This is a genomic window from Alicyclobacillus kakegawensis NBRC 103104 (genome assembly GCF_001552655.1).
Taxonomy (GTDB): Bacteria; Bacillota; Bacilli; order Alicyclobacillales; family Alicyclobacillaceae; genus Alicyclobacillus_G; species Alicyclobacillus_G kakegawensis.
The window spans coordinates 68,804-85,869 of record NZ_BCRP01000007.1; the positions used below are offsets into that span (position 1 = coordinate 68,804).

Annotated in this window: 24 protein-coding genes; 3 read left to right on the forward strand and 21 right to left on the reverse strand. The window is 59.6% G+C overall.

All coding sequences use genetic code 11. The features are described 5' to 3' along the window. Positions 1-12: 12 nt before the first annotated feature. The 8 genes from spoIIIAD to AK2_RS07470 all read right to left on the reverse strand — a co-directional run bounded on the left by spoIIIAD (position 13) and on the right by AK2_RS07470 (position 5,063). The gene (gene spoIIIAD, locus AK2_RS07435) at positions 13-408 is read right to left on the reverse strand and encodes a stage III sporulation protein AD (RefSeq protein WP_369406124.1); all 396 of its coding nucleotides are present in this window, start codon (positions 406-408) and stop codon (positions 13-15) included. Further along, positions 409-612 carry a stage III sporulation protein AC gene (gene spoIIIAC, locus AK2_RS07440; RefSeq protein ID WP_026961103.1) on the reverse strand — a complete coding sequence of 68 codons (204 nt, stop codon included), beginning with the start codon at positions 610-612 and terminating at the stop codon, positions 409-411. A gap of 30 nt (positions 613-642) precedes the next feature. After that, entirely contained in the window at positions 643-1,158 is a 516-nt protein-coding gene (gene spoIIIAB / locus AK2_RS07445) for a stage III sporulation protein SpoIIIAB (protein WP_067932947.1), read from the reverse strand. Further along, entirely contained in the window at positions 1,155-2,183 is a 1,029-nt protein-coding gene (gene spoIIIAA / locus AK2_RS07450) for a stage III sporulation protein AA (protein ID WP_067932948.1), read from the reverse strand. Before spoIIIAA ends, spoIIIAB begins: the two co-directional genes overlap by 4 nt. 321 nt (positions 2,184-2,504) lie before the next feature. After that, positions 2,505-2,780: a YqhV family protein gene (locus AK2_RS07455; RefSeq protein ID WP_067932951.1), complete on the reverse strand. Its 276-nt coding sequence runs from the start codon at positions 2,778-2,780 to the stop codon at positions 2,505-2,507. Between the two features lie 126 nt (positions 2,781-2,906). Then, the gene (gene efp, locus AK2_RS07460; RefSeq protein ID WP_067932953.1) at positions 2,907-3,464 is read right to left on the reverse strand and encodes an elongation factor P; all 558 of its coding nucleotides are present in this window, start codon (positions 3,462-3,464) and stop codon (positions 2,907-2,909) included. 48 nt (positions 3,465-3,512) lie between these two features. After that, positions 3,513-4,595, reverse strand: coding sequence for a M24 family metallopeptidase (locus AK2_RS07465; RefSeq protein WP_067932955.1), 1,083 nt, complete (start codon positions 4,593-4,595; stop codon positions 3,513-3,515). Between the two features lie 24 nt (positions 4,596-4,619). Beyond that, positions 4,620-5,063 (reverse strand): type II 3-dehydroquinate dehydratase, encoded by a 444-nt coding sequence (locus AK2_RS07470; RefSeq protein ID WP_067932957.1) that lies wholly within the window; start codon positions 5,061-5,063, stop codon positions 4,620-4,622. A gap of 125 nt (positions 5,064-5,188) precedes the next feature. Here AK2_RS07470 and AK2_RS07475 point away from each other — a divergent pair, with 125 nt between their 5' ends. The 3 genes from AK2_RS07475 to AK2_RS07485 all read left to right on the forward strand — a co-directional run bounded on the left by AK2_RS07475 (position 5,189) and on the right by AK2_RS07485 (position 8,595). Beyond that, positions 5,189-5,782, forward strand: coding sequence for a histidine phosphatase family protein (locus AK2_RS07475; protein ID WP_067932959.1), 594 nt, complete (start codon positions 5,189-5,191; stop codon positions 5,780-5,782). 114 nt (positions 5,783-5,896) lie between these two features. Then, entirely contained in the window at positions 5,897-7,627 is a 1,731-nt protein-coding gene (locus AK2_RS07480; RefSeq protein ID WP_083520957.1) for a DEAD/DEAH box helicase, read from the forward strand. Beyond that, complete coding sequence (locus AK2_RS07485) at positions 7,615-8,595, forward strand: YqhG family protein (protein WP_067932962.1); 981 nt, start codon at positions 7,615-7,617, stop codon at positions 8,593-8,595. Before AK2_RS07480 ends, AK2_RS07485 begins: the two co-directional genes overlap by 13 nt. A 4-nt stretch (positions 8,596-8,599) precedes the next feature. On the opposite strand, the gene zapE is transcribed toward AK2_RS07485, so the two are convergent. From zapE to AK2_RS07550, 13 genes are all read right to left on the reverse strand, one after another. Then, positions 8,600-9,520: an AFG1/ZapE family ATPase gene (zapE, locus tag AK2_RS07490; protein ID WP_067932964.1), complete on the reverse strand. Its 921-nt coding sequence runs from the start codon at positions 9,518-9,520 to the stop codon at positions 8,600-8,602. Between the two features lie 179 nt (positions 9,521-9,699). After that, positions 9,700-10,164 (reverse strand): hypothetical protein, encoded by a 465-nt coding sequence (locus tag AK2_RS07495; RefSeq protein ID WP_067932973.1) that lies wholly within the window; start codon positions 10,162-10,164, stop codon positions 9,700-9,702. Then, complete coding sequence (locus AK2_RS07500) at positions 10,161-10,601, reverse strand: type II secretion system protein (protein WP_067932974.1); 441 nt, start codon at positions 10,599-10,601, stop codon at positions 10,161-10,163. Before AK2_RS07500 ends, AK2_RS07495 begins: the two co-directional genes overlap by 4 nt. Beyond that, positions 10,591-10,908 carry a hypothetical protein gene (locus tag AK2_RS17110; RefSeq protein WP_067932976.1) on the reverse strand — a complete coding sequence of 106 codons (318 nt, stop codon included), beginning with the start codon at positions 10,906-10,908 and terminating at the stop codon, positions 10,591-10,593. The genes AK2_RS07500 and AK2_RS17110 overlap by 11 nt, the downstream gene beginning before the upstream one ends. Continuing rightward, positions 10,905-11,441 (reverse strand): pilus assembly FimT family protein, encoded by a 537-nt coding sequence (locus AK2_RS07510; RefSeq protein WP_169794748.1) that lies wholly within the window; start codon positions 11,439-11,441, stop codon positions 10,905-10,907. Before AK2_RS07510 ends, AK2_RS17110 begins: the two co-directional genes overlap by 4 nt. After that, positions 11,404-11,841, reverse strand: coding sequence for a competence type IV pilus major pilin ComGC (locus AK2_RS07515; RefSeq protein ID WP_067932980.1), 438 nt, complete (start codon positions 11,839-11,841; stop codon positions 11,404-11,406). Before AK2_RS07515 ends, AK2_RS07510 begins: the two co-directional genes overlap by 38 nt. 33 nt (positions 11,842-11,874) lie before the next feature. Then, positions 11,875-12,984 (reverse strand): type II secretion system F family protein, encoded by a 1,110-nt coding sequence (locus AK2_RS07520; RefSeq protein WP_067932982.1) that lies wholly within the window; start codon positions 12,982-12,984, stop codon positions 11,875-11,877. Then, positions 12,971-13,996: a GspE/PulE family protein gene (locus AK2_RS07525; protein WP_067932984.1), complete on the reverse strand. Its 1,026-nt coding sequence runs from the start codon at positions 13,994-13,996 to the stop codon at positions 12,971-12,973. The genes AK2_RS07520 and AK2_RS07525 overlap by 14 nt, the downstream gene beginning before the upstream one ends. A 121-nt stretch (positions 13,997-14,117) precedes the next feature. Then, positions 14,118-14,492, reverse strand: a complete 375-nt coding sequence (locus AK2_RS07530) for a Mov34/MPN/PAD-1 family protein (protein WP_169794749.1) — start codon at positions 14,490-14,492, stop codon at positions 14,118-14,120. Continuing rightward, positions 14,482-15,768 (reverse strand): GTPase ObgE, encoded by a 1,287-nt coding sequence (gene obgE, locus AK2_RS07535; RefSeq protein WP_067932986.1) that lies wholly within the window; start codon positions 15,766-15,768, stop codon positions 14,482-14,484. Before obgE ends, AK2_RS07530 begins: the two co-directional genes overlap by 11 nt. 50 nt (positions 15,769-15,818) lie before the next feature. Beyond that, on the reverse strand, positions 15,819-16,322 hold the full coding sequence (locus AK2_RS07540) for a Spo0B domain-containing protein (protein ID WP_067932989.1): 504 nt from the start codon (positions 16,320-16,322) through the stop codon (positions 15,819-15,821). Between the two features lie 95 nt (positions 16,323-16,417). Next, positions 16,418-16,726, reverse strand: coding sequence for a 50S ribosomal protein L27 (gene rpmA, locus AK2_RS07545; RefSeq protein ID WP_067926605.1), 309 nt, complete (start codon positions 16,724-16,726; stop codon positions 16,418-16,420). A gap of 11 nt (positions 16,727-16,737) precedes the next feature. Next, the gene (locus tag AK2_RS07550) at positions 16,738-17,058 is read right to left on the reverse strand and encodes a ribosomal-processing cysteine protease Prp (protein ID WP_067932990.1); all 321 of its coding nucleotides are present in this window, start codon (positions 17,056-17,058) and stop codon (positions 16,738-16,740) included. Between the last annotated feature and the right edge of the window lie 8 nt (positions 17,059-17,066).

Sequence of the window (17,066 nt, forward strand, 5' to 3'; positions counted from 1 at the left end):
CCCTTGTCCCGGCTACGGCAGCAGGTGCACCAGCGACTCCACAACATCGGTGACAATCGGGATCGCCAAGACCACAATTCCCACCTTGCCGGCCAATTCAATCTTGTTGGCCAGCGCGCCTTCCTGCGCGTCGCGCGCAACTTGGGCCGCGAATTCAACAATGTAGGCGATGCCAATAATCTTGAGCACCGTCGCGAGCACGCCCTTGTCGACATTGGCCTCGCGCGCCAGGTCGGTCAACACCACCACGACCGCGTCCATGTTTCGCACGACAACCAGCAGCATCACGCTTCCGGCGAGGATGCCCATCAGCATGGCAAACTGCGGAACCTGCGGGCGCAGCACGCTCACCAATACGGTCGCCACCAGCCCTATCCCCACAAGCTGCAGAATGTGCAAGGTGGTCACCTACTGACTGAGAAACACGCGCTGGATTTCATCGTAGAGTCGATCCACATAGCCGATGACAATCACGAACACGGCGACAAACCCGAGCAAGGTCGTCCAGTGGGCAAACTCTTCCTTTCCGCTTTGTTTGAGGATTGTGTGCAGGATGGCCACCAGGAAACCGATTCCAAAAATTTGGAAAACCGCGCGAATTTCAGGGGTCATGAAGGCTCCTCCCCACAACAGACGTTTCCCTCAGTACAGCAGGATGACGATGAGCAGGCCGAAAAGCACCCCGAGATACTGCCACAGCCTCTCGTTCCTCCGCTGACTGTCCCGCGCTTCCTGTTCCAGCCGGTTGAGATGCGCCAGCACCACGGCGAACTGTTGGCTCTGGTGCGCTCGGTCGGAGGTCCCCAGCGTGGCGCCGAATTCGCGCAGGACCGACCAATCCTGCTTCGTCAAGGCCATGCGGCTGCGGCAGGATTCAATCCCGTCGGCAAACGCGGCCTCCACGCTGACGTCTGCCTGCTGGAGAGCGGCGCATGTGCGCTCCAAAAGCGCGTCGGCCGGCGGCCCGGCGCGTTCAGCCACACGCGCGAGGGCCTGCGGAAGGGGCGTGACACTGTATTCAATTTCCGCCTGCAAGAGCAACATCGCGTGCGTCAGGGAGCGCAGGTGACGCGGACGGTCCCGGTAGTCCCGAGCAATGCGAAAGCCCATTCCGGCACAGGCGACAAAGACCAAAGCCGCGCCGATCTCGCGGATCATCCACGCGGTCTCCGTCCCACCGAAGGTGTCACCGGAAGCTTTCGCCCATTCTCGTCAAGTATCGCCTCCACCGTCCCCGGGCCGCGCCGCCGGCTGAGCACCACAAACCTCTGAAACGCGCGCATGGCATACAGGTCCCGCATGTACGGGCGCTCGCACCACTCCTCTAGGCTGCGGGCGTGGGCGCTGGCCAGGACAGCCACCCCCGCATGGGTCGCCTCCAGGATGGCGTCCGTGTCCTGAGCCCGGCCAATCTCGTCGGTCACCACCAACTCCGGGGAGAGGCTGCGAATGGCCATCAGCATCCCTTCCGCCTTGGGGCAAGCGTCCAGGATATCCGTGCGCGGCCCCAGGGAGAATTGAGGCATGCCGTCCACACAGCCGGCGATTTCGGAACGCTCGTCGACCACGGTCACCTTGACGCCCGCCATCCAGCGCCCATCCCCTTCGCTGAAGCGCCGCGCCAAGTCGCGCAGCAGGGTCGTCTTGCCACACTGCGGAGGAGAGATGACCAGGGTGCTGTGCGGACGCCGCGTCTCGTTGTCCACTAAGGCGGACCAGACGCTGTCCGCGCAACCAATCCGCTCCTTGGCGATCCGAACGTTGACGGAATTGATGCTGCGAACGGATCGGACTGTACCTGATTCATACAGGACCGTGCGGCCCGCCACGCCCACTCGGTGGCCTCCAGCCATGGTTACAAACCCCCGGCGAAGCTCATCCTCCACGGCGTATAACGACGATTGAGTCACAACCTGCAGGACCCGAGCGAGGTGTTCGGACTCCACCCGCACACCCTCGCCAGGCAAATCGGTCAACTGCCCATCCGGGGCCAGGAAGGCGTTGAGGCCATCGCCACACACCTGCAACGGCTGACCCAAGCGGAAGCGGAGTTCTTCAACCCGATTGCGATCCGACTCGGCCAATTTTTCGAGGCACGTCAAAATGTCCGGCGGACACACCCGGACCACCGCCTCCCAACTGCGGTGTCCAACGCTCGGTGCACGCTGCTCGTGCGCGTCCACGGTCGTCCACCTCCTCGGTTAGTCCATGTATATGGACGGGCGAACGCCCTTATGCCAGCGAGGGCGCAGCACGGGGTACCGGGAGTCGTCACACTGTAACATGCTGGCGCATCTGATAAGGGGAGTGCCAAAGCGGAAAAGGGGAAACGAAGCAGAAGGGGGAATGCCGCGCATGGATGTCTCTATCCTCATTCGCTGGATTGTTGTGTTCTTGGTCATATTCGTGCTGCTCATGTTCTTCGTGTTCAACCTGTTTCGCCAGCGAAGCGCCTGACGGCAGGGTGCCCGCGATGCGCACCGCCAAGGACGGTGCGACACGTGTCACCCCGAGCGGGCGCCATATAAAATACAGGCCACCCCGATGACAATCCAGAGCACGCGCCCCCATGCCAGGCGTTCCGCAAGCCCGGCCACGCCTAAGGTGGTGACCGACACCAGAATGAACGGCCCCACCAAGGCCAACGCGCCGTTGATTTGTAGCGCCTTGGCCGCTGTGCCGGCGTAGAGCATCAGGATGGCCGCAGTTAACTCAAGCAGGCCCGACATCACGCGTAGTCCGGCCATGGCATAGACAACTCGATCCACGACATGCCACATCCGCACCCCCCCCTACCTTTGGATATGCGGACAACCCAAGGAATAGTCCTCTGAACAGCAAGGGCCGCGCCCAGTTTCGCATCGGGCGTGGCCCTGCACGATTCCGCTGGCAGGGGGATAATGCCACTACGCGCGGGACACGTACTCTCCGCTGCGGGTATCGACGATGATTCGGTCTCCCTCGTTGATGAATAACGGCACGCTCAGCGTATACCCCGTCTCCAAGGTCGCTGGCTTGCTGCCGCCCTGAGCTGTGTCCCCTTTGATGCCCGGTTCTGTGCGGGACACTTCCAACTCGACAGTGTTGGGCAAATCGATACCGATGGTCTGGCCCTCGTGCAGGACCACGTAGCAGTTCATGTTCTCCTTCAGGAAGTTTAATTCATATTCCAACTGGGACTTTTGAATCTGAATCTGCTCATAGGTTTCGGTATCCATGAACGTGTACTGATCCCCGTCGTTATACAAATATTGCATCTCCCGGGTTTCGATGCGGGCCCGGGGCACCTTTTCCCCGGCGCGGAACGTCTGCTCCTTGACCGCCCCCGTCTTCACGTTTTTCAGTTTGGTGCGCACAAACGCCGCGCCCTTGCCAGGCTTGACGTGCATGAACTCAATCACACGGTAGATGTTCCCGTCCACTTCAATCGTCGTTCCAGTCCGAAAGTCATTGCTTGAGATCAATCTCGCGGCCTCCTCTGTATCACTCGGTACCGAGCATATGGTCATGGTTTACTTGCCGACTGTCATCAGGTCCTTGTCAGCGTGCGTCAGCAGACGACAGCCATCATCTGTCAAGACGATGTCGTCCTCGATGCGCACACCACCCCATCCCGGCAAATAAACACCTGGTTCAATAGTGACAATCATCCCGCGGGCCAAACGATCATCGCTCTGCTTGGACAGGCGCGGTGACTCGTGAATCGCCAGCCCCACCCCATGGCCGAGACTGTGCCCAAACGCTTCCCCCAGCCCGTGCGAAGCCAGATAATCGCGCGCCACAGCGTCCAAATCGCGTCCCGTCAGACCCGGACGAGCCTTGGCCAGCGCCAATTCGTTGGCCTGTCGCACGTGTTCATAAACCTCTCGCTGCCGCTCGCTCGGTTCACCAACCACCACCGTGCGGGTGATATCCGAACAATAGCCATCCACTACGGCGCCGAAGTCCAAGGTGACAAACTCGCCATTTTCAATGACCTTGTCACTGGCCACTCCGTGTGGAAGCGCGGACCGCCAACCGGAGGCCACAATCGTCTCAAACGAAGGCCCCGACGCCCCCTGCCGGCGCATGAACAGCTCCAGCTCTAGGGCCACTTCCTTTTCGCTCACGCCCGGCCGAATGACGCCCAGGATGTATTCAAAGGCCGCGTCGGCGACGGCGGCTGCTTGCTCAATCCGCTCGATCTCCTCCGCATCCTTCACCATCCTGAGCGATTCGACCAAATCGGAGACAGGAACCAGGGACAGGCCCGGAACGCGCTCTTCCAATTCCCGACAACGTTGCACCTCTCCATACGTTAGATAATCTTGTTCAAACGCCAGGGACTTTACGCCCGCTTTTCGCAACAGGTCGGCCAGCGCTGAGACCAAGGACGGGCCGTAATTGACCACATCAAAGTCCGGACATTGGGCCTTGGCCTGCTCCACGTAGCGAAAATCCGTCAAGAACCACTGCTCAGACAGTGCAGCCAAAACATAGCCAGAGGTTCCCGTGAACCCGCTCAAGTAACGCCGATTGCTCGGTTCGGCAATAAACGCGGCATCCAGCCCCTGGATCCGAAGTTGTGCCCTCAGCGCCTCAAGACGGTGGTTCATCGCCAACCCTCCATCCTTGGGAACTTATTTTGACGAGGTTAACCGCAACAGATATGCGGCCGCGTACTCGTATCCAATCGTGCCCAGACCGACAATCTGACCGGCAGCCAGCGGTGCCAGCACCAGATGGTGGCGGAAGGATTCACGTCGATGAACATTGGAGATATGTATTTCAATAAACGGGCGGCCCACATCTTCCAGACAATCCCGCAGCGCATACCCGTAGTGAGCCAGTGCGCCTGGGTTGATGATCATCCCCCTCGCTTGTGGTCCATGGGTTTGGAGAAAATCGATGATTGCCCCTTCATGATTGGATTGAAAATCCAGGACCTCGACCCCGTAGGGTTGGCACACCTTGCGGACGCGCTGGACCACGTCCGCCAGACTATCCTTTCCGTATACCTCGGGTTGACGCTGGCCAAGACGGTTGAGGTTGGGGCCGTGCACAAGCAATATGGTGTCCGGCACTCTGACCACCTAGCCTTTCACGGCAAGCTGCTTTCCCGGGCGCCAGGGGCGCACAAGGCCAAAATCGGCTACATTGTACCATAATAACTTGCTATACTGGAACCACTGCAGGGGAGGGAACCGAGTTGCTGGAAGTTTGGCTGGTTCGTCACGGGGAAACGGATTGGAACCTGGAACAGCGTGTGCAAGGATGGTTGGACATCCCATTGAACGCCAACGGCCGGCGGCAGGCCGAGGCGTTATCCTATCAACTGCAAGGCATCCCGTTTCGAGCCCTGTACTCAAGCGACCTGACACGCGCCCTGACCACAGCCCGCATCCTCGCGAAGAACGTGCCGCTGCCCGTCCGCACCAGCCCGGAACTGCGCGAGCGGGGGCTCGGAGAAGCCGAAGGCTTGCTGCGTGTCGAGGCGGAAAGACGGTATCCCAACGGGGCCCCCTCCAGGGAGACGGAAGAACAGATGCAGCGACGCCTTATCTCCATGATGGACCGCATCGTCAGCGAAGTGAACCATGGCCGGGTTTTGTGCGTCAGCCACGGCGGGTTCATCCGCCTGTGGCTCGGTTACATTGGTCACCCCATCCCGGCTCTCGGCAACACCAGCGTCAGCCGGGTCGCCCACACGGAAGGACAATGGCGCGTCATCTGTGCAGACTGCCAAGAGCACCTAATGCATCTAGGGAGCGGAAATGATACGCGTGCGGCATCACCACGCTGAGCGAGGCGCGCTCGGAGTCGGCGCGGGCCCAATGCAATCCTTTTTTCATCCTGGTTCATACTAGTCACCTGAAGCCATACGGCCGGCTGTCCAGTCGGCGATGGAGGTAGGGTTATGGAATCAGGATGGAACGTCGCGGTGCGGACGCCTCCCATTCGAGACGACCGCGAACAAATGGAGCATAACTTAGCCGAGTTTTTGTCGCACCTGCACGAGACCGAACACCGAGCCTCCGAATGGATCTTGTTCCAGTTGCAAGCCGACGCCGTCAGAGCCCGTTTGGCCGAAGGTTTTGACCAACTTTTGGCATTGGAGCACGTGCAAGGGTTCACACCCCTGCCTCACCAGGTGGAAACCGCCCGCAGAGTGCTGCGCGACCTGCACGGCCGGGCCATTCTTGCCGACGAGGTGGGTCTTGGCAAAACGATTGAGGCTGGGCTAATCCTCAAAGAATACCTGCTGCGGGGACTCGTACAAAAGGCGCTCATCCTGGTGCCGGCCAGCTTGGTCTTGCAGTGGACGCGAGAATTGAATGAAAAGTTTCGAATCCCATGTTTCGCGCAGAGAAATGAATGGACCTGGTCGGAACACGATATCATCGTGGCATCGCTGGACACCGCCAAGCGTGAGCCCCATCGCACCGCAGTGCTCGGACAAGCGTGGGATTTGGTCATCGTCGACGAAGCCCACAAGCTGAAAAACCCGCGTACAAGGAATTGGCAGACCGTCAATCAAATTCCGAACAAGTTTTTACTGCTGCTGACAGCCACCCCCATGCAAAACGACCTACATGAATTGCACACCCTGATCACGCTGTTGAAACCTGGTCACCTGGGCAACAGTCGGGAGTTTGCGCGCTCATTTGTCGAATCTCCGCGCACCGCCAAACAACCTGAGACACTGAGAGAGCAGGTCGCAAACGTGCTGATTCGCAACCGGCGCCGGGATGGATCAACCGCGCTGCCCCCTCGGCACGTGCGCTCGGTGCCACTTACACTCAGTCCGCCGGAGCGAGCCTTGTACGATGCGGTACAGACCTTCCTGCGCACCGAGTACCGGGCGCGCAGCCAGGGGCGTGCGTCGGTTCTTCCCTTGATCACGCTACAGCGAGAAATCTGCAGTTCTCCCTACGCCGCCATGGTCACCATGGAACGAATGATGAAGCGCAGCAAAGACGATTCGTTGCGGCAAACCCTGCAACAGCTCACGCGTATGGCAGAGTCTATCCAGACCTATACAAAAGTAGAGACAGTCCTCCATATGCTGAAGGAAATTGACGACAAGTGTGTCGTCTTCACAGAGTACCGTGCAACCCAGGACTTTCTGTTGTATATGCTCAAGCGCCAGGGGATATCGGTGGTTCCCTTTCGCGGCGGCTTTGGGCGCGGCAAGAAGGACTGGATGAAAGACCTGTTTGCCCGGAAAGTGCAGGTTTTGGTGGCCACGGAGTCGGGCGGAGAAGGCATCAACCTGCAGTTTTGCCACCATATGATCAACTTTGATTTGCCCTGGAACCCAATGCGCCTGGAACAACGAATCGGCCGCATCCATCGTTTGGGACAGACTGAAGAGGTATACATCCACAACCTGGCTACCGAGAATACGATTGAGGCGCACATGGTTCAACTTCTGCAAGAAAAAATACGGTTGTTCGAGATGATTATTGGAGAATTGGACTACATCGTCGGAGATCATCGGCTGGGTGACGACTTCGATCGTCAGGTGATGGACATTGCCATGACAAGCGATACTGACACACAACTCCAAGAACGCCTGAACGCGTTTGGCGATCGCGTCCTACGGGAGTGGAACAAGGAGGAGAACACGAACCTGTGGCACGCTTGAAACCGAGTCTCAGACCGAGTCCACACGCGATTTCCAATCCCCCACTGCGAACTCCCGAAGAACGATTCCAGTTTTGCGACACGTATCTGCAAGCGGTCGGTGCACGAGAACTCCGTCGCAGTGACGCGTATTTGGAATACGAACTGCCGATGGACGTGGACAAAGAACTCACGGACAGACCCTATTTTTGGCTGTGGGCAGAACAAACCGGTCATCCGGTCGAACCTACCGTCTTGCGACTGGCATTTTCCGAGCCAGCAGCGCGACGAGAAAATGAGCGCCTGCGCAAGGAAGCTTGGACGGCCGCCGAGGCACGCGGCATGTCGGACGTGGAGCGGATGTTCTTTCGCCCCCCTGTCTGCGAATTGATTACCCTGGGGAGCTTTCGGCTCAATAAAATATTTGACTCACTGGCGAAACGAGGGCGCTTTGCCTGTGTCACGTACGATGCCTCCACACCGGGCGAGTGCATGGTTCCATGGCTGATGGTCAATGCTATGGTTTCGTTCCAAGCTGCGCTCACGCAACAGGCCTACCGCTCCATGGCCATTCGTTTGGACCGTGGGGAGATTGTGGACGAATTTTACGACTTCGTGCGCCGTCTCCCCATGCAACCAGCAAAGCCCGGACGGTTGCTGCAGCGCTCGCGCCTCTCTATCTCCGATGCACTAGGGCGACTGGACAACACCCTGCATCGCGAAATACTGCGCAGCGACCTTTCCTGGGCGGAAGAAGCTCGGCACAACCTGCAACAAGAACTGGAACAAATCGATTTGTACTACGAGAGTCTTCTCCCCGACCTGGACGTGGAGGAACGAACCTGGGTGGAAGCTGAACGGGACCGGAAACGAGAAGAACTGCGCCAACGCAGTGAGCCGCACATCGTCATCGCATACCAACAAGTCGCGCTGATTGGCCTGCCGGAACGGATGATTCATCCGCCTGACACGTCGTCCGACACACGGTAAGGCTTCAGGTCAAAGATTGCAAATTTCGCTGGCGCGCATCCGGTCCATCCATTTTGGCCAACTTGGACATCTGCATGATGCGGCTGCGCAAGGGCCCCACAGAATCGAGCAAATCCTCCCCGTTGCGCCGATAGATGTCTGGAGGCGCGTAGTTGCTGGTAAACCACGTAGGAAGTTTGGCATGAAAACGATGGTTAACGATACGAAATAACTTTTCCAACGTGAACTCGTTGGCTCGCTCCTGGGCGAACTCATCAATTCCTAAAACCGGGGCTGTCGAGAGGGCGTGCAACAGAGATTCCAAATCCCCATTGTCGGCAATGATTTGGCGCATTCTATCGAAAATGGAATCCGAACGCACGAAAAGGCAGGGAATCCCTCTCTCCTGCAGCCGATTCAGCACAGCCAACATGAGATGAGTCTTTCCCACCCCTGGAGGACCGAATATATAGACGCCGGGACTGGGCTTCCCCATCTCATAAGTCTCCGCGAACTGTTCTGCAAACCGTACCAGCCGCGGATACTTCTGCCTTTGCTCACGGGGAAAATTCTCAAACCGAAACGACGTATCCTGGGGCAATCCCCCCGCCTCGACCACGTAACGCTGCAAGCGCAGGCGCAAGTGATACTCGCGAAAAGGTTGACACCGACGCACCCGTACGGTCAGTTGCCCGCCATACGGTTCCAGCACCTGAACAAATCCCTGCATGTCCCCTTCCTTCGGGCAGACCTCGAACCCCCGGCAACCTGCGCATACATCGCGCTGTCGGATGTATTCCAACAAGAGGTGGCGATGACGCCATATGGCGTTGTCGTCTACCCGCCAGGTATTCAATTCCGGGATCTCCCGCCGAAAGTAAGTGACGTCCCAAGCTGAGGCGTCCGGCATGTGAGCGGATGGCAATACCGATTTGATATGCTGCATGGTGACGTCCTTCCTCGTTCAATGCGTTACGCGTTCTAGCTTCAGTATAATCTCTTCCACCACGGCGGACAAAGACAACCGATCTAGGGCCAGGCACCTTCCCCCTGCGGACCTTCTCGCCGTGGTTTTCCCATACTCGTTACAGCCGAGCCGTGTAATGGCACACGCCCTGGTCTTCGTCAATCCGACGGCGGGGGACTCTCATCCAGCCAATTGGTCAAACGACCATTCTGCGCATCGTACTCGGCGGCCACGACGTCCTGCGCCCCGTCTACATGAGCGCTGACATACACCTGCCATGTGCTGTTATGCAACACCTGAATTTGAACTTGACCGCTGGGGACAGTCACCTGCTCATTCCACACGTGCGGACCCTCGTCGCGAAAGTCAGAGAGCACATATTGCATTGCACCCCTGGCCAACCAATACGCCTCCTGCAGATCCGCTTGTTGACGGTGAATCTGCAGCTCCACACCGGCCGCCATCATCAGCACGGTCACCCAACCGGTCGACAGCGCGGCGAACCCAACGGCCGCGAACAACACGTTGCCCGCATCGCTGTGCCCGCGCAAAGAAAACGACCGGAGTCCCGTGCGCGCATCGGGCAGCACAACCCTGCGCTGGGATTGACCGACTCCGTTCATGGCATGACACCCCCAATTGTGCATACGTGCAACGTATGTTCGTGACCATCCAGCATCGTCACTTTGACAGAGAAGCCGTACCTCTCGGGAGCACAGTTAAGGGACGCAAAGCCATCCGCGAGAACACTGGTCCCTCCCCCCTCTTGCACACGAACCAACTGGCCCTCCGCATTGACCAGGTAGGTGTAAGAATCTCCATTTACCAAATCCAAGCTGAGCGTATTTGTGGTCGCACGCACCCGAGAACTGGCGTGGCCGTCCTGACTCAGGACGCGCGCCGCATTGTCCCAGGCGGCTTCCGATGCCATTGCGTCCAATCCGGCCCTGCATTGTCGGCCCAGACTGAGCAACCAAAACAGCCCCACCGTCGTCAACACAGCCGACAGCCCGATGACCATGGTCACCTCCAGCAAGGAAAACCCATGTTCACGGCTCACCAGCCGTTCGACGCACCCAGATGCTCTGCACCGTCCCTTGACAACTCGCTTCAATACGGATCCAGGATGGATCTTCCACATCTTTCTGCACCTCTAGCTGGCATGTATAGCCATTCACTTGGAGTGAAGCGGGAACGCTTGGGTCACCGGCCGTGTACAATTCCGCAGCCTCATGGGCCGCCTCCACGGCAGCTTGGACCTGGTCTGACAACTGGATTTCGGAAAACGCTTGGCCCTCTGCGGCCGCCGCCGCTTCCGCCGCCCAGAGGAAGCACATGGCGGCCAGCAACACCTCGAGCAGAGTCATGACGACCCTTCACCTGCCGCGTTCGGGCCCATGCTGACCCACCCTGCCCCCGTATACAGGTGGACATCAGCTTCTGTCACACCGTCCGTCAGGCGCACTACACCCGCTACATGAGCATCCCCGGCCGAGTCGAATGCCACCCATCCTGTGCCCATTTGTAGATATCCATCCTTGTAATTCACTCCGTCCAGAAACGCCCTGTGCGAGAGGACCTGCGGTCCAACCCAGATGTCATATTGAGGTTGATACTTATGCAGGTCCAAGACGGCATAAGGACCGTCCACTTGGCTCAGTTCCTGTGTCTCACGAAAATCCCATACCAGTGACTGCGCGGTTTGCGTGACCTGTTGGGCCCCCAGCACGGGCGCCACACCCAACCACGAAACGGAAAGCGACAGGCCAACCAGCGCAACCGCCGCGCAGACCTCCAAGAGACTGAATCCTGCTTCGGGATTCCGCAGCCTCACCTTCCGCCCGGCAATCCGCAGCGACACCTCATTGCCCAGTACCATTTGTTCCGCTCCCCGCGCCATCCTGGTATGTCACCTGTGCAGATCCGTCCGGCTGAATGGTAATCACGTAGTGCCCGCCTGCCGGGTCTTGCGGGATGGAATCCAGCAGTTGAGCGTCTTTGAGAGCTTGCAACTGCGCCTGGGAATCTCCGCTCGGATACTGGTGGTAGATCATGTAATATTCATTCAGCGCCGCCTCAATCGTCTTCTCGTTTTCGGAGCGCGCAACCGCCTGCACGTGCTGGCCGATACCGAACACGTGCGGGGCCACGATGGCCGTCATGACAGCTAGGATGGAGACGGCCACTACCATTTCCAGCAACGTGAACCCGCCTTCGCCGACAGCCCGCCGGGGATGCCCATCCTTGTAAGACCGAGGCGCTGACAGCCATTGCGCTACCGCCGCATTGAACCGCTTCATTCGTTCGCACACCACCCGTTTTTTGGAATGTGTTCAGGGTGCCAGCACGGGGCTGGACATGGCCCCCATCAAGTCATACATCGGCAGCAACAGAGCCAACATCGTCACCGCCACGAGCCCGCCGCTCACACTTACCAGAACCGGCTCCAAGATACGCATGACCGCCTCCATTTGGCGTACCCAGCGCGCGCGGAGAAGAACGGCCGCCCGTTCGAGTCCAGACGAGAGGTTTCCGGTTGTCTCCGTCAGGGACATCAAGGACGAAAGAATCGGATCCCAGGCACCTGTCAAGGCCGAGGCCAGATTGTTGCCAGCCAAAAGCTCCACTCGCAAGGTCTTGCAGGCGACGGCCAACCAGCGGGGTTTCCCTTGTTGCTGCAAGACCGACAGGGCGTCCAATATCGGCACACCAGCGCTCACCAGCTGTGCCGTCATGGAGGCGAACGTCGCAGTCCGCTGCAGGCGGAACCACCTCCCCAGGGACGTGCGATGAATCCACCGCTGTAGCGGGTTGTGCGCCCGACGGTCCAGCCACCAAACGGCCCCCACGGCTGCCACGAATCCGGCGAGGACAAACAGGAAGCACACGGGCATCAGGTGCAAGAATTGATTCGCCAGGCGGTAACTCTCCGGGGCTGAGGCCCCGGCCATTTGATACATGTTGGTCATCGACGGTAGGATCATGCGCAAAATGAACAGCTGCAGCACCAGCGTCATGACCATCAACAGCGCGGGGTACGCCGCAGACCGGACCATCGCGGCCTGCCACTCCCGGCGTTTCCCTGTCTGCTCACTCCACAGCCGGAGACACTCGGCCAAACGGCCGGATTGCGCCCCCACTTCGAGCATCATGGTGAGATCTGTCGGCGCCCATGAACGCCACGCGTCACTCAGCAGTTCTCCCCGTTCCACCGCCTCACGAGCCACCTGTAACGCAAACACTCGTCCCCGCTGCCCACCTGGAGTTTGCAAGCACGCAATGGCCTCCCGCAACGGCAGCCCCGCTTCCAAGAGTTCCGCCAGGTCGCGGCAGAGGCTCACGGAATCGGCAGGACGCCAGCGTCGCCACCGCGCTCCCAACCGCCCTATACGCTCTGACTTCGACGGACCTGTAAGCGCCTGTGCGTGTTCACGTTCCGGCATGTTCCAACGGTTCCTCCCGTATCCGCTGATCACGCGGGCTTGCATGCATGTCGTGCCAAGTCGATCCGGACGCAATCGCATGACGCAGCGCCTGTGTCATGCGATGTACCGTAAAGCGGGGCACGCGCCGAAGCACCCCGCTGCGACAGGCCTCGCATCCCCGACCCTGGCAGCGATAGCACACTTCGTCCAGCCAGGTCTGAACCACCGCCCCAATGAGCACATCGGCGATCAAGGATCGCGCCAGGCCAAACTCCGACAACCGCTCGGCCACTCCGATGAGGTCGGCCGCGTGCGCGGTCGCGAGCACCAGGTGTCCTGTGAGCGCCGCCCGCAACATCACCCGCGCCGTCTCCTCGTCTCTCACCTCGCCGATGGCAATCGCGTCCGGGTCCTGACGCAGGACCGCTTTGAGCGCGCTCGCGAAAGTGAAGCCGATCTTTTCCCGGATCTGGAACTGGTGGAGTTCTGGAATCGGCCTCTCCACGGGGTCTTCCAGACTGACTACGTGCCGGCCGCGTTCCGCCAGCCAGCGCATGATGGCATACAAGGTGGTGGTCTTGCCCGAGCCGGTTGGCCCCGCCACCACCATCAGGCCTCCAGCTCCGTTCAGCATGTGGGACAACTGTCGTACCTGAAGCTCATCCATGCCGAGCTGACGAAAATCGTATCTGTCCGTCCCCGCCAACAGGCGCAGGACCATACATTCACCATGAATAAGCGGCAGCGTCGAGACGCGAACGTCGCAGGTCTCCTTTCCCTCCCAGTGAAAGGCGCCGTCCTGGGGCAAACGGCTCTCGGCGACATCCATGTTCGCCAAGGCTTTGATCCGCCGCACCAACGCGGGGCCGACCGGCGATTCGCTCGCCAAGTAGGGCACTAGAAGACCGTCCAATCGGAATTTCACCTCAAGCCGGCCGCCACTCACGCTGACATGCACATCCGTGCAACCTTGTTCCAAAGCCCCGTCCAATATCTGTTGGCACAGAAAGACGGCTGACGCTTCCTCCATGCGAATCCCTCCATCTCCCGCCCAGACCGGGCGTCTTGCTAGAGAAATTCGCGAAGCCGCGGCAGCCGCCTGTTTGCAACACGAAACGGAATATATAAGATTGTATGCATTTCACACGCTTTTACGTTTTTGTCGTACGGGCAAAGCGAAAGACCCATCCACCAGGCGAGGACACGCACAGCACATGCCAGGGGGCCCACAGAGCCAAACGATGATCGGCGCGAGAGAACGACTCCCCGCCCATCGGATGATTGTGAAACGACGCGAGCACAGACTCTCCTGCATCATGGAGATGATAAGCCCAGTCCACCAGGTCAGACGGCCGGATTGAAAAGTGATACGGAGTCGCCTCCACCCGGACGCCGCGAAAGACCACCCGTCCTTCTCGTGTCCGACAGAACCACCCCAGGGCCTCATCCGGCCAGCAGGTGTCTGCCCACTGGGCCGCTTCGGCCGCGAACGGCGGCCCCCACCACTCGGGCGCGTCATTCGACAAAGTCAAATTCCATGTCGGCAATCCTTATCACATCGCCCTCTTTGGCCCCACGCTGGCGGAGCGCATCGTCGACACCGCGGCGCTTGAGAATGCGTTGGAACCTTTTCACCGCATCATACTGCTCAAAATTGGTCATTCGCACCAACTTCTCCAGCTCCTCGGATTCGACGACAAAGGCAGATCCCTCCCGGTAAATGCGGAACGGGTGCTTGGGCTCGTAGCGGTAGACCTTCTTCTCCGGATCCGTATCTTCCGCCTGAGGCAGAGCCGCGGCGTCGACTGCCTCCGCCTGCTCCAACGCGTCGGCCACAGCCGTCAACAGCTCGGCCAAGCCGGAACGAGTAGCCCCAGAAATTGGATACACCACCTGATCCGGGTATGCGTCGCGAAACGCCTGCAGGTGTTCTTCAGCCTCCGGCAGATCCATTTTGTTGGCGGCCACCAACTGCGGGCGTCTCGCCAACCGAGCGTCATGCTTGTAGAGCTGCTCATTGATGACCTGGTAGTCCTGGATAGGGTCCCGCCCATCCACAGCTGCCATGTCAATCACATGCACCAACACCCGCGTGCGCTCAATGTGGCGCAAAAAGTCATGTCCCAGCCCTTTGCCTTCGTGGGCCCCCTCAATCAACCCGGGCAAATCCGCCATCACGAAACTGCGCCCGTCCGGTGCCTCCACGACGCCCAATTCGGGTGAGAGGGTGGTGAAAGGATAGTCCCCGATCTTCGGGCGAGCTGCGGATACGGCCGACAGCAAGGTGGACTTGCCGACGCTCGGATAGCCAACCAATCCCACATCGGCCAGAACCTTCAGCTCCAACCGCAACCAACGTTCCTGCCCCGGCTCTCCCTTCTCCGCGATCTCAGGAGCCGAATTGCCGGCATGGGCAAAGCGCGTATTCCCCCTGCCTCCCCGCCCACCGCGGGCGACGCACAGGCGCTGGCCGTGGTGCACCAGGTCCCCGAGGAACTCCCCCGTGTCCCCGTCGTACACGACCGTCCCCGGCGGGACCTTCACAACCAGGTCCTCGGCGCTCTGTCCATGGCGGTTTTTGTTGCGCCCGTTCTCACCCCTGGCCGCCTTGAAATGTCGTTGATAGCGAAAGTCCATCAGGGTGCGCAGGCCTTCGTCCACCATCAACACGACATTGCCGCCGTTTCCACCGTCGCCGCCGGCCGGCCCCCCAAGCGGCACGTATTTTTCCCGGCGATATGCGACAATGCCATTGCCTCCGTCGCCCCCCTTGACATAAATGCGCGCCTCGTCGACAAACATCGCGATCCCTCCATATCCAGTCTGCGCCCTATGTATGGAGAATCCTTGCCTTAGTATGGGTGACACCCGTCGCGACGGATTCTGATATTCACCCGGGTCAAACCTCTGCCCAGCTCATCCGCCACACCCAGCCACCACCTGTCGACGTCCGGATCGCCCATCAGCACCACATCTGCGGAGCGACTCGGGACGCCCGGCTCGGCCGTGCCGTAGACCTGTACGCGCAAACGAGGCACAGACGAGGAGGCCAATGATTGCTGCAACGCCCGCCACAGGTGGGAGAGTTCGCGCAACAGCGGCTCATCCATCGGAAACAGCCGCTCACAGGCCGCCAGTTCCAAGGAAGCGCACGTGGCCACGGCGAACACAAACTCCCAGTCGCTGTCCGCAGCCACCGATTGGGCTCGCGAAACCCCCTGCAGCCACCCCGACAACTCGATCAAAGCGGCCAGCGCCCGATCCGGTTTTCCCAACTGCAGATACCCTTGCACCAGCTGCAATCCGTTCAAGACATCGTGTCGATGCTGCCGAAAGACATCCGGCCACCCATCCACGGGCCAACACCCTTCCGCCTGAAAAATAGGCCTGGCGAAACCGCCAGGCCCTTTTCCCCACTGTATGTCATAAATGCCAAGCCCGAGGATTCTCTTCAGGCCTCGCTGACCACGGGCTCCTCCACCGCGACCGGATACACGCTCACGCGCTTGCGATCACGGCCCCAACGCTCAAACTTGACTCGACCCTCCACCTTCGCAAACAGCGTATCATCCTTGCCAATCCCTACGTTGACGCCCGGGTGGATCTTGGTTCCCCGCTGACGGACCAAGATGCTGCCGGCCGTCACCAATTGACCGTCTCCGCGCTTGACGCCCAGCCGTTTCGAAATGCTGTCACGACCGTTGCGGGTGCTCGACACACCCTTCTTGTGTGCAAATCGCTGCAGGTTTAGTTGCAACATCGTCTTCACCCCTATTCGTGATGCATGCGCACTTGCACATGACGTGGATACTGCTCTGAAATCTGCTCAAGACCGAGCACCATGCTGCGAAACAACAAGTCGGTCTCGGCGGAGATGCGATGGGACGGAAGCCGACAGAACAACTCATCCCCATCATCCGTACACTCCGGCACCACACGCAACAGCGCCTCGCAGCTGTTGATGGCGTTTGTCACCAACGCCGAGACGGCCGCGCACACGATATCCGATCCCACATCCGCGTATCCGGCATGCCCGCGCAACCGAAACTGGTGAATGCGCCCGTTCACCTCGGTCACATCGCAGACAATCATGAATCCCC

Bases quoted from the DNA above. Each gene is read 5' to 3' on its own strand.
- AK2_RS07520 (WP_067932982.1), bottom strand. From the start codon at position 12,984: ATGCCGGAACGTGAACACGCACAGGCGCTTACAGGTCCGTCGAAGTCA.
- AK2_RS07465 (WP_067932955.1), bottom strand. From the start codon at position 4,595: ATGAACCACCGTCTTGAGGCGCTGAGGGCACAACTTCGGATCCAGGGG.
- AK2_RS17110 (WP_067932976.1), bottom strand. From the start codon at position 10,908: ATGACTCTGCTCGAGGTGTTGCTGGCCGCCATGTGCTTCCTCTGGGCG.
- AK2_RS07525 (WP_067932984.1), bottom strand. From the start codon at position 13,996: ATGGAGGAAGCGTCAGCCGTCTTTCTGTGCCAACAGATATTGGACGGG.
- obgE (WP_067932986.1), bottom strand. From the start codon at position 15,768: ATGTTTGTCGACGAGGCGCGCATTTATGTCAAGGGGGGCGACGGAGGC.
- AK2_RS07480 (WP_083520957.1), top strand. From the start codon at position 5,897: ATGGAATCAGGATGGAACGTCGCGGTGCGGACGCCTCCCATTCGAGAC.
- spoIIIAC (WP_026961103.1), bottom strand. From the start codon at position 612: ATGACCCCTGAAATTCGCGCGGTTTTCCAAATTTTTGGAATCGGTTTC.
- AK2_RS07515 (WP_067932980.1), bottom strand. From the start codon at position 11,841: ATGAAGCGGTTCAATGCGGCGGTAGCGCAATGGCTGTCAGCGCCTCGG.
- rpmA (WP_067926605.1), bottom strand. From the start codon at position 16,726: ATGTTGCAACTAAACCTGCAGCGATTTGCACACAAGAAGGGTGTGTCG.
- AK2_RS07550 (WP_067932990.1), bottom strand. From the start codon at position 17,058: ATGATTGTCTGCGATGTGACCGAGGTGAACGGGCGCATTCACCAGTTT.
- AK2_RS07510 (WP_169794748.1), bottom strand. From the start codon at position 11,441: ATGGCGCGGGGAGCGGAACAAATGGTACTGGGCAATGAGGTGTCGCTG.
- AK2_RS07495 (WP_067932973.1), bottom strand. From the start codon at position 10,164: ATGAACGGAGTCGGTCAATCCCAGCGCAGGGTTGTGCTGCCCGATGCG.
- zapE (WP_067932964.1), bottom strand. From the start codon at position 9,520: ATGCAGCATATCAAATCGGTATTGCCATCCGCTCACATGCCGGACGCC.
- AK2_RS07455 (WP_067932951.1), bottom strand. From the start codon at position 2,780: ATGTGGCATGTCGTGGATCGAGTTGTCTATGCCATGGCCGGACTACGC.
- spoIIIAB (WP_067932947.1), bottom strand. From the start codon at position 1,158: ATGATCCGCGAGATCGGCGCGGCTTTGGTCTTTGTCGCCTGTGCCGGA.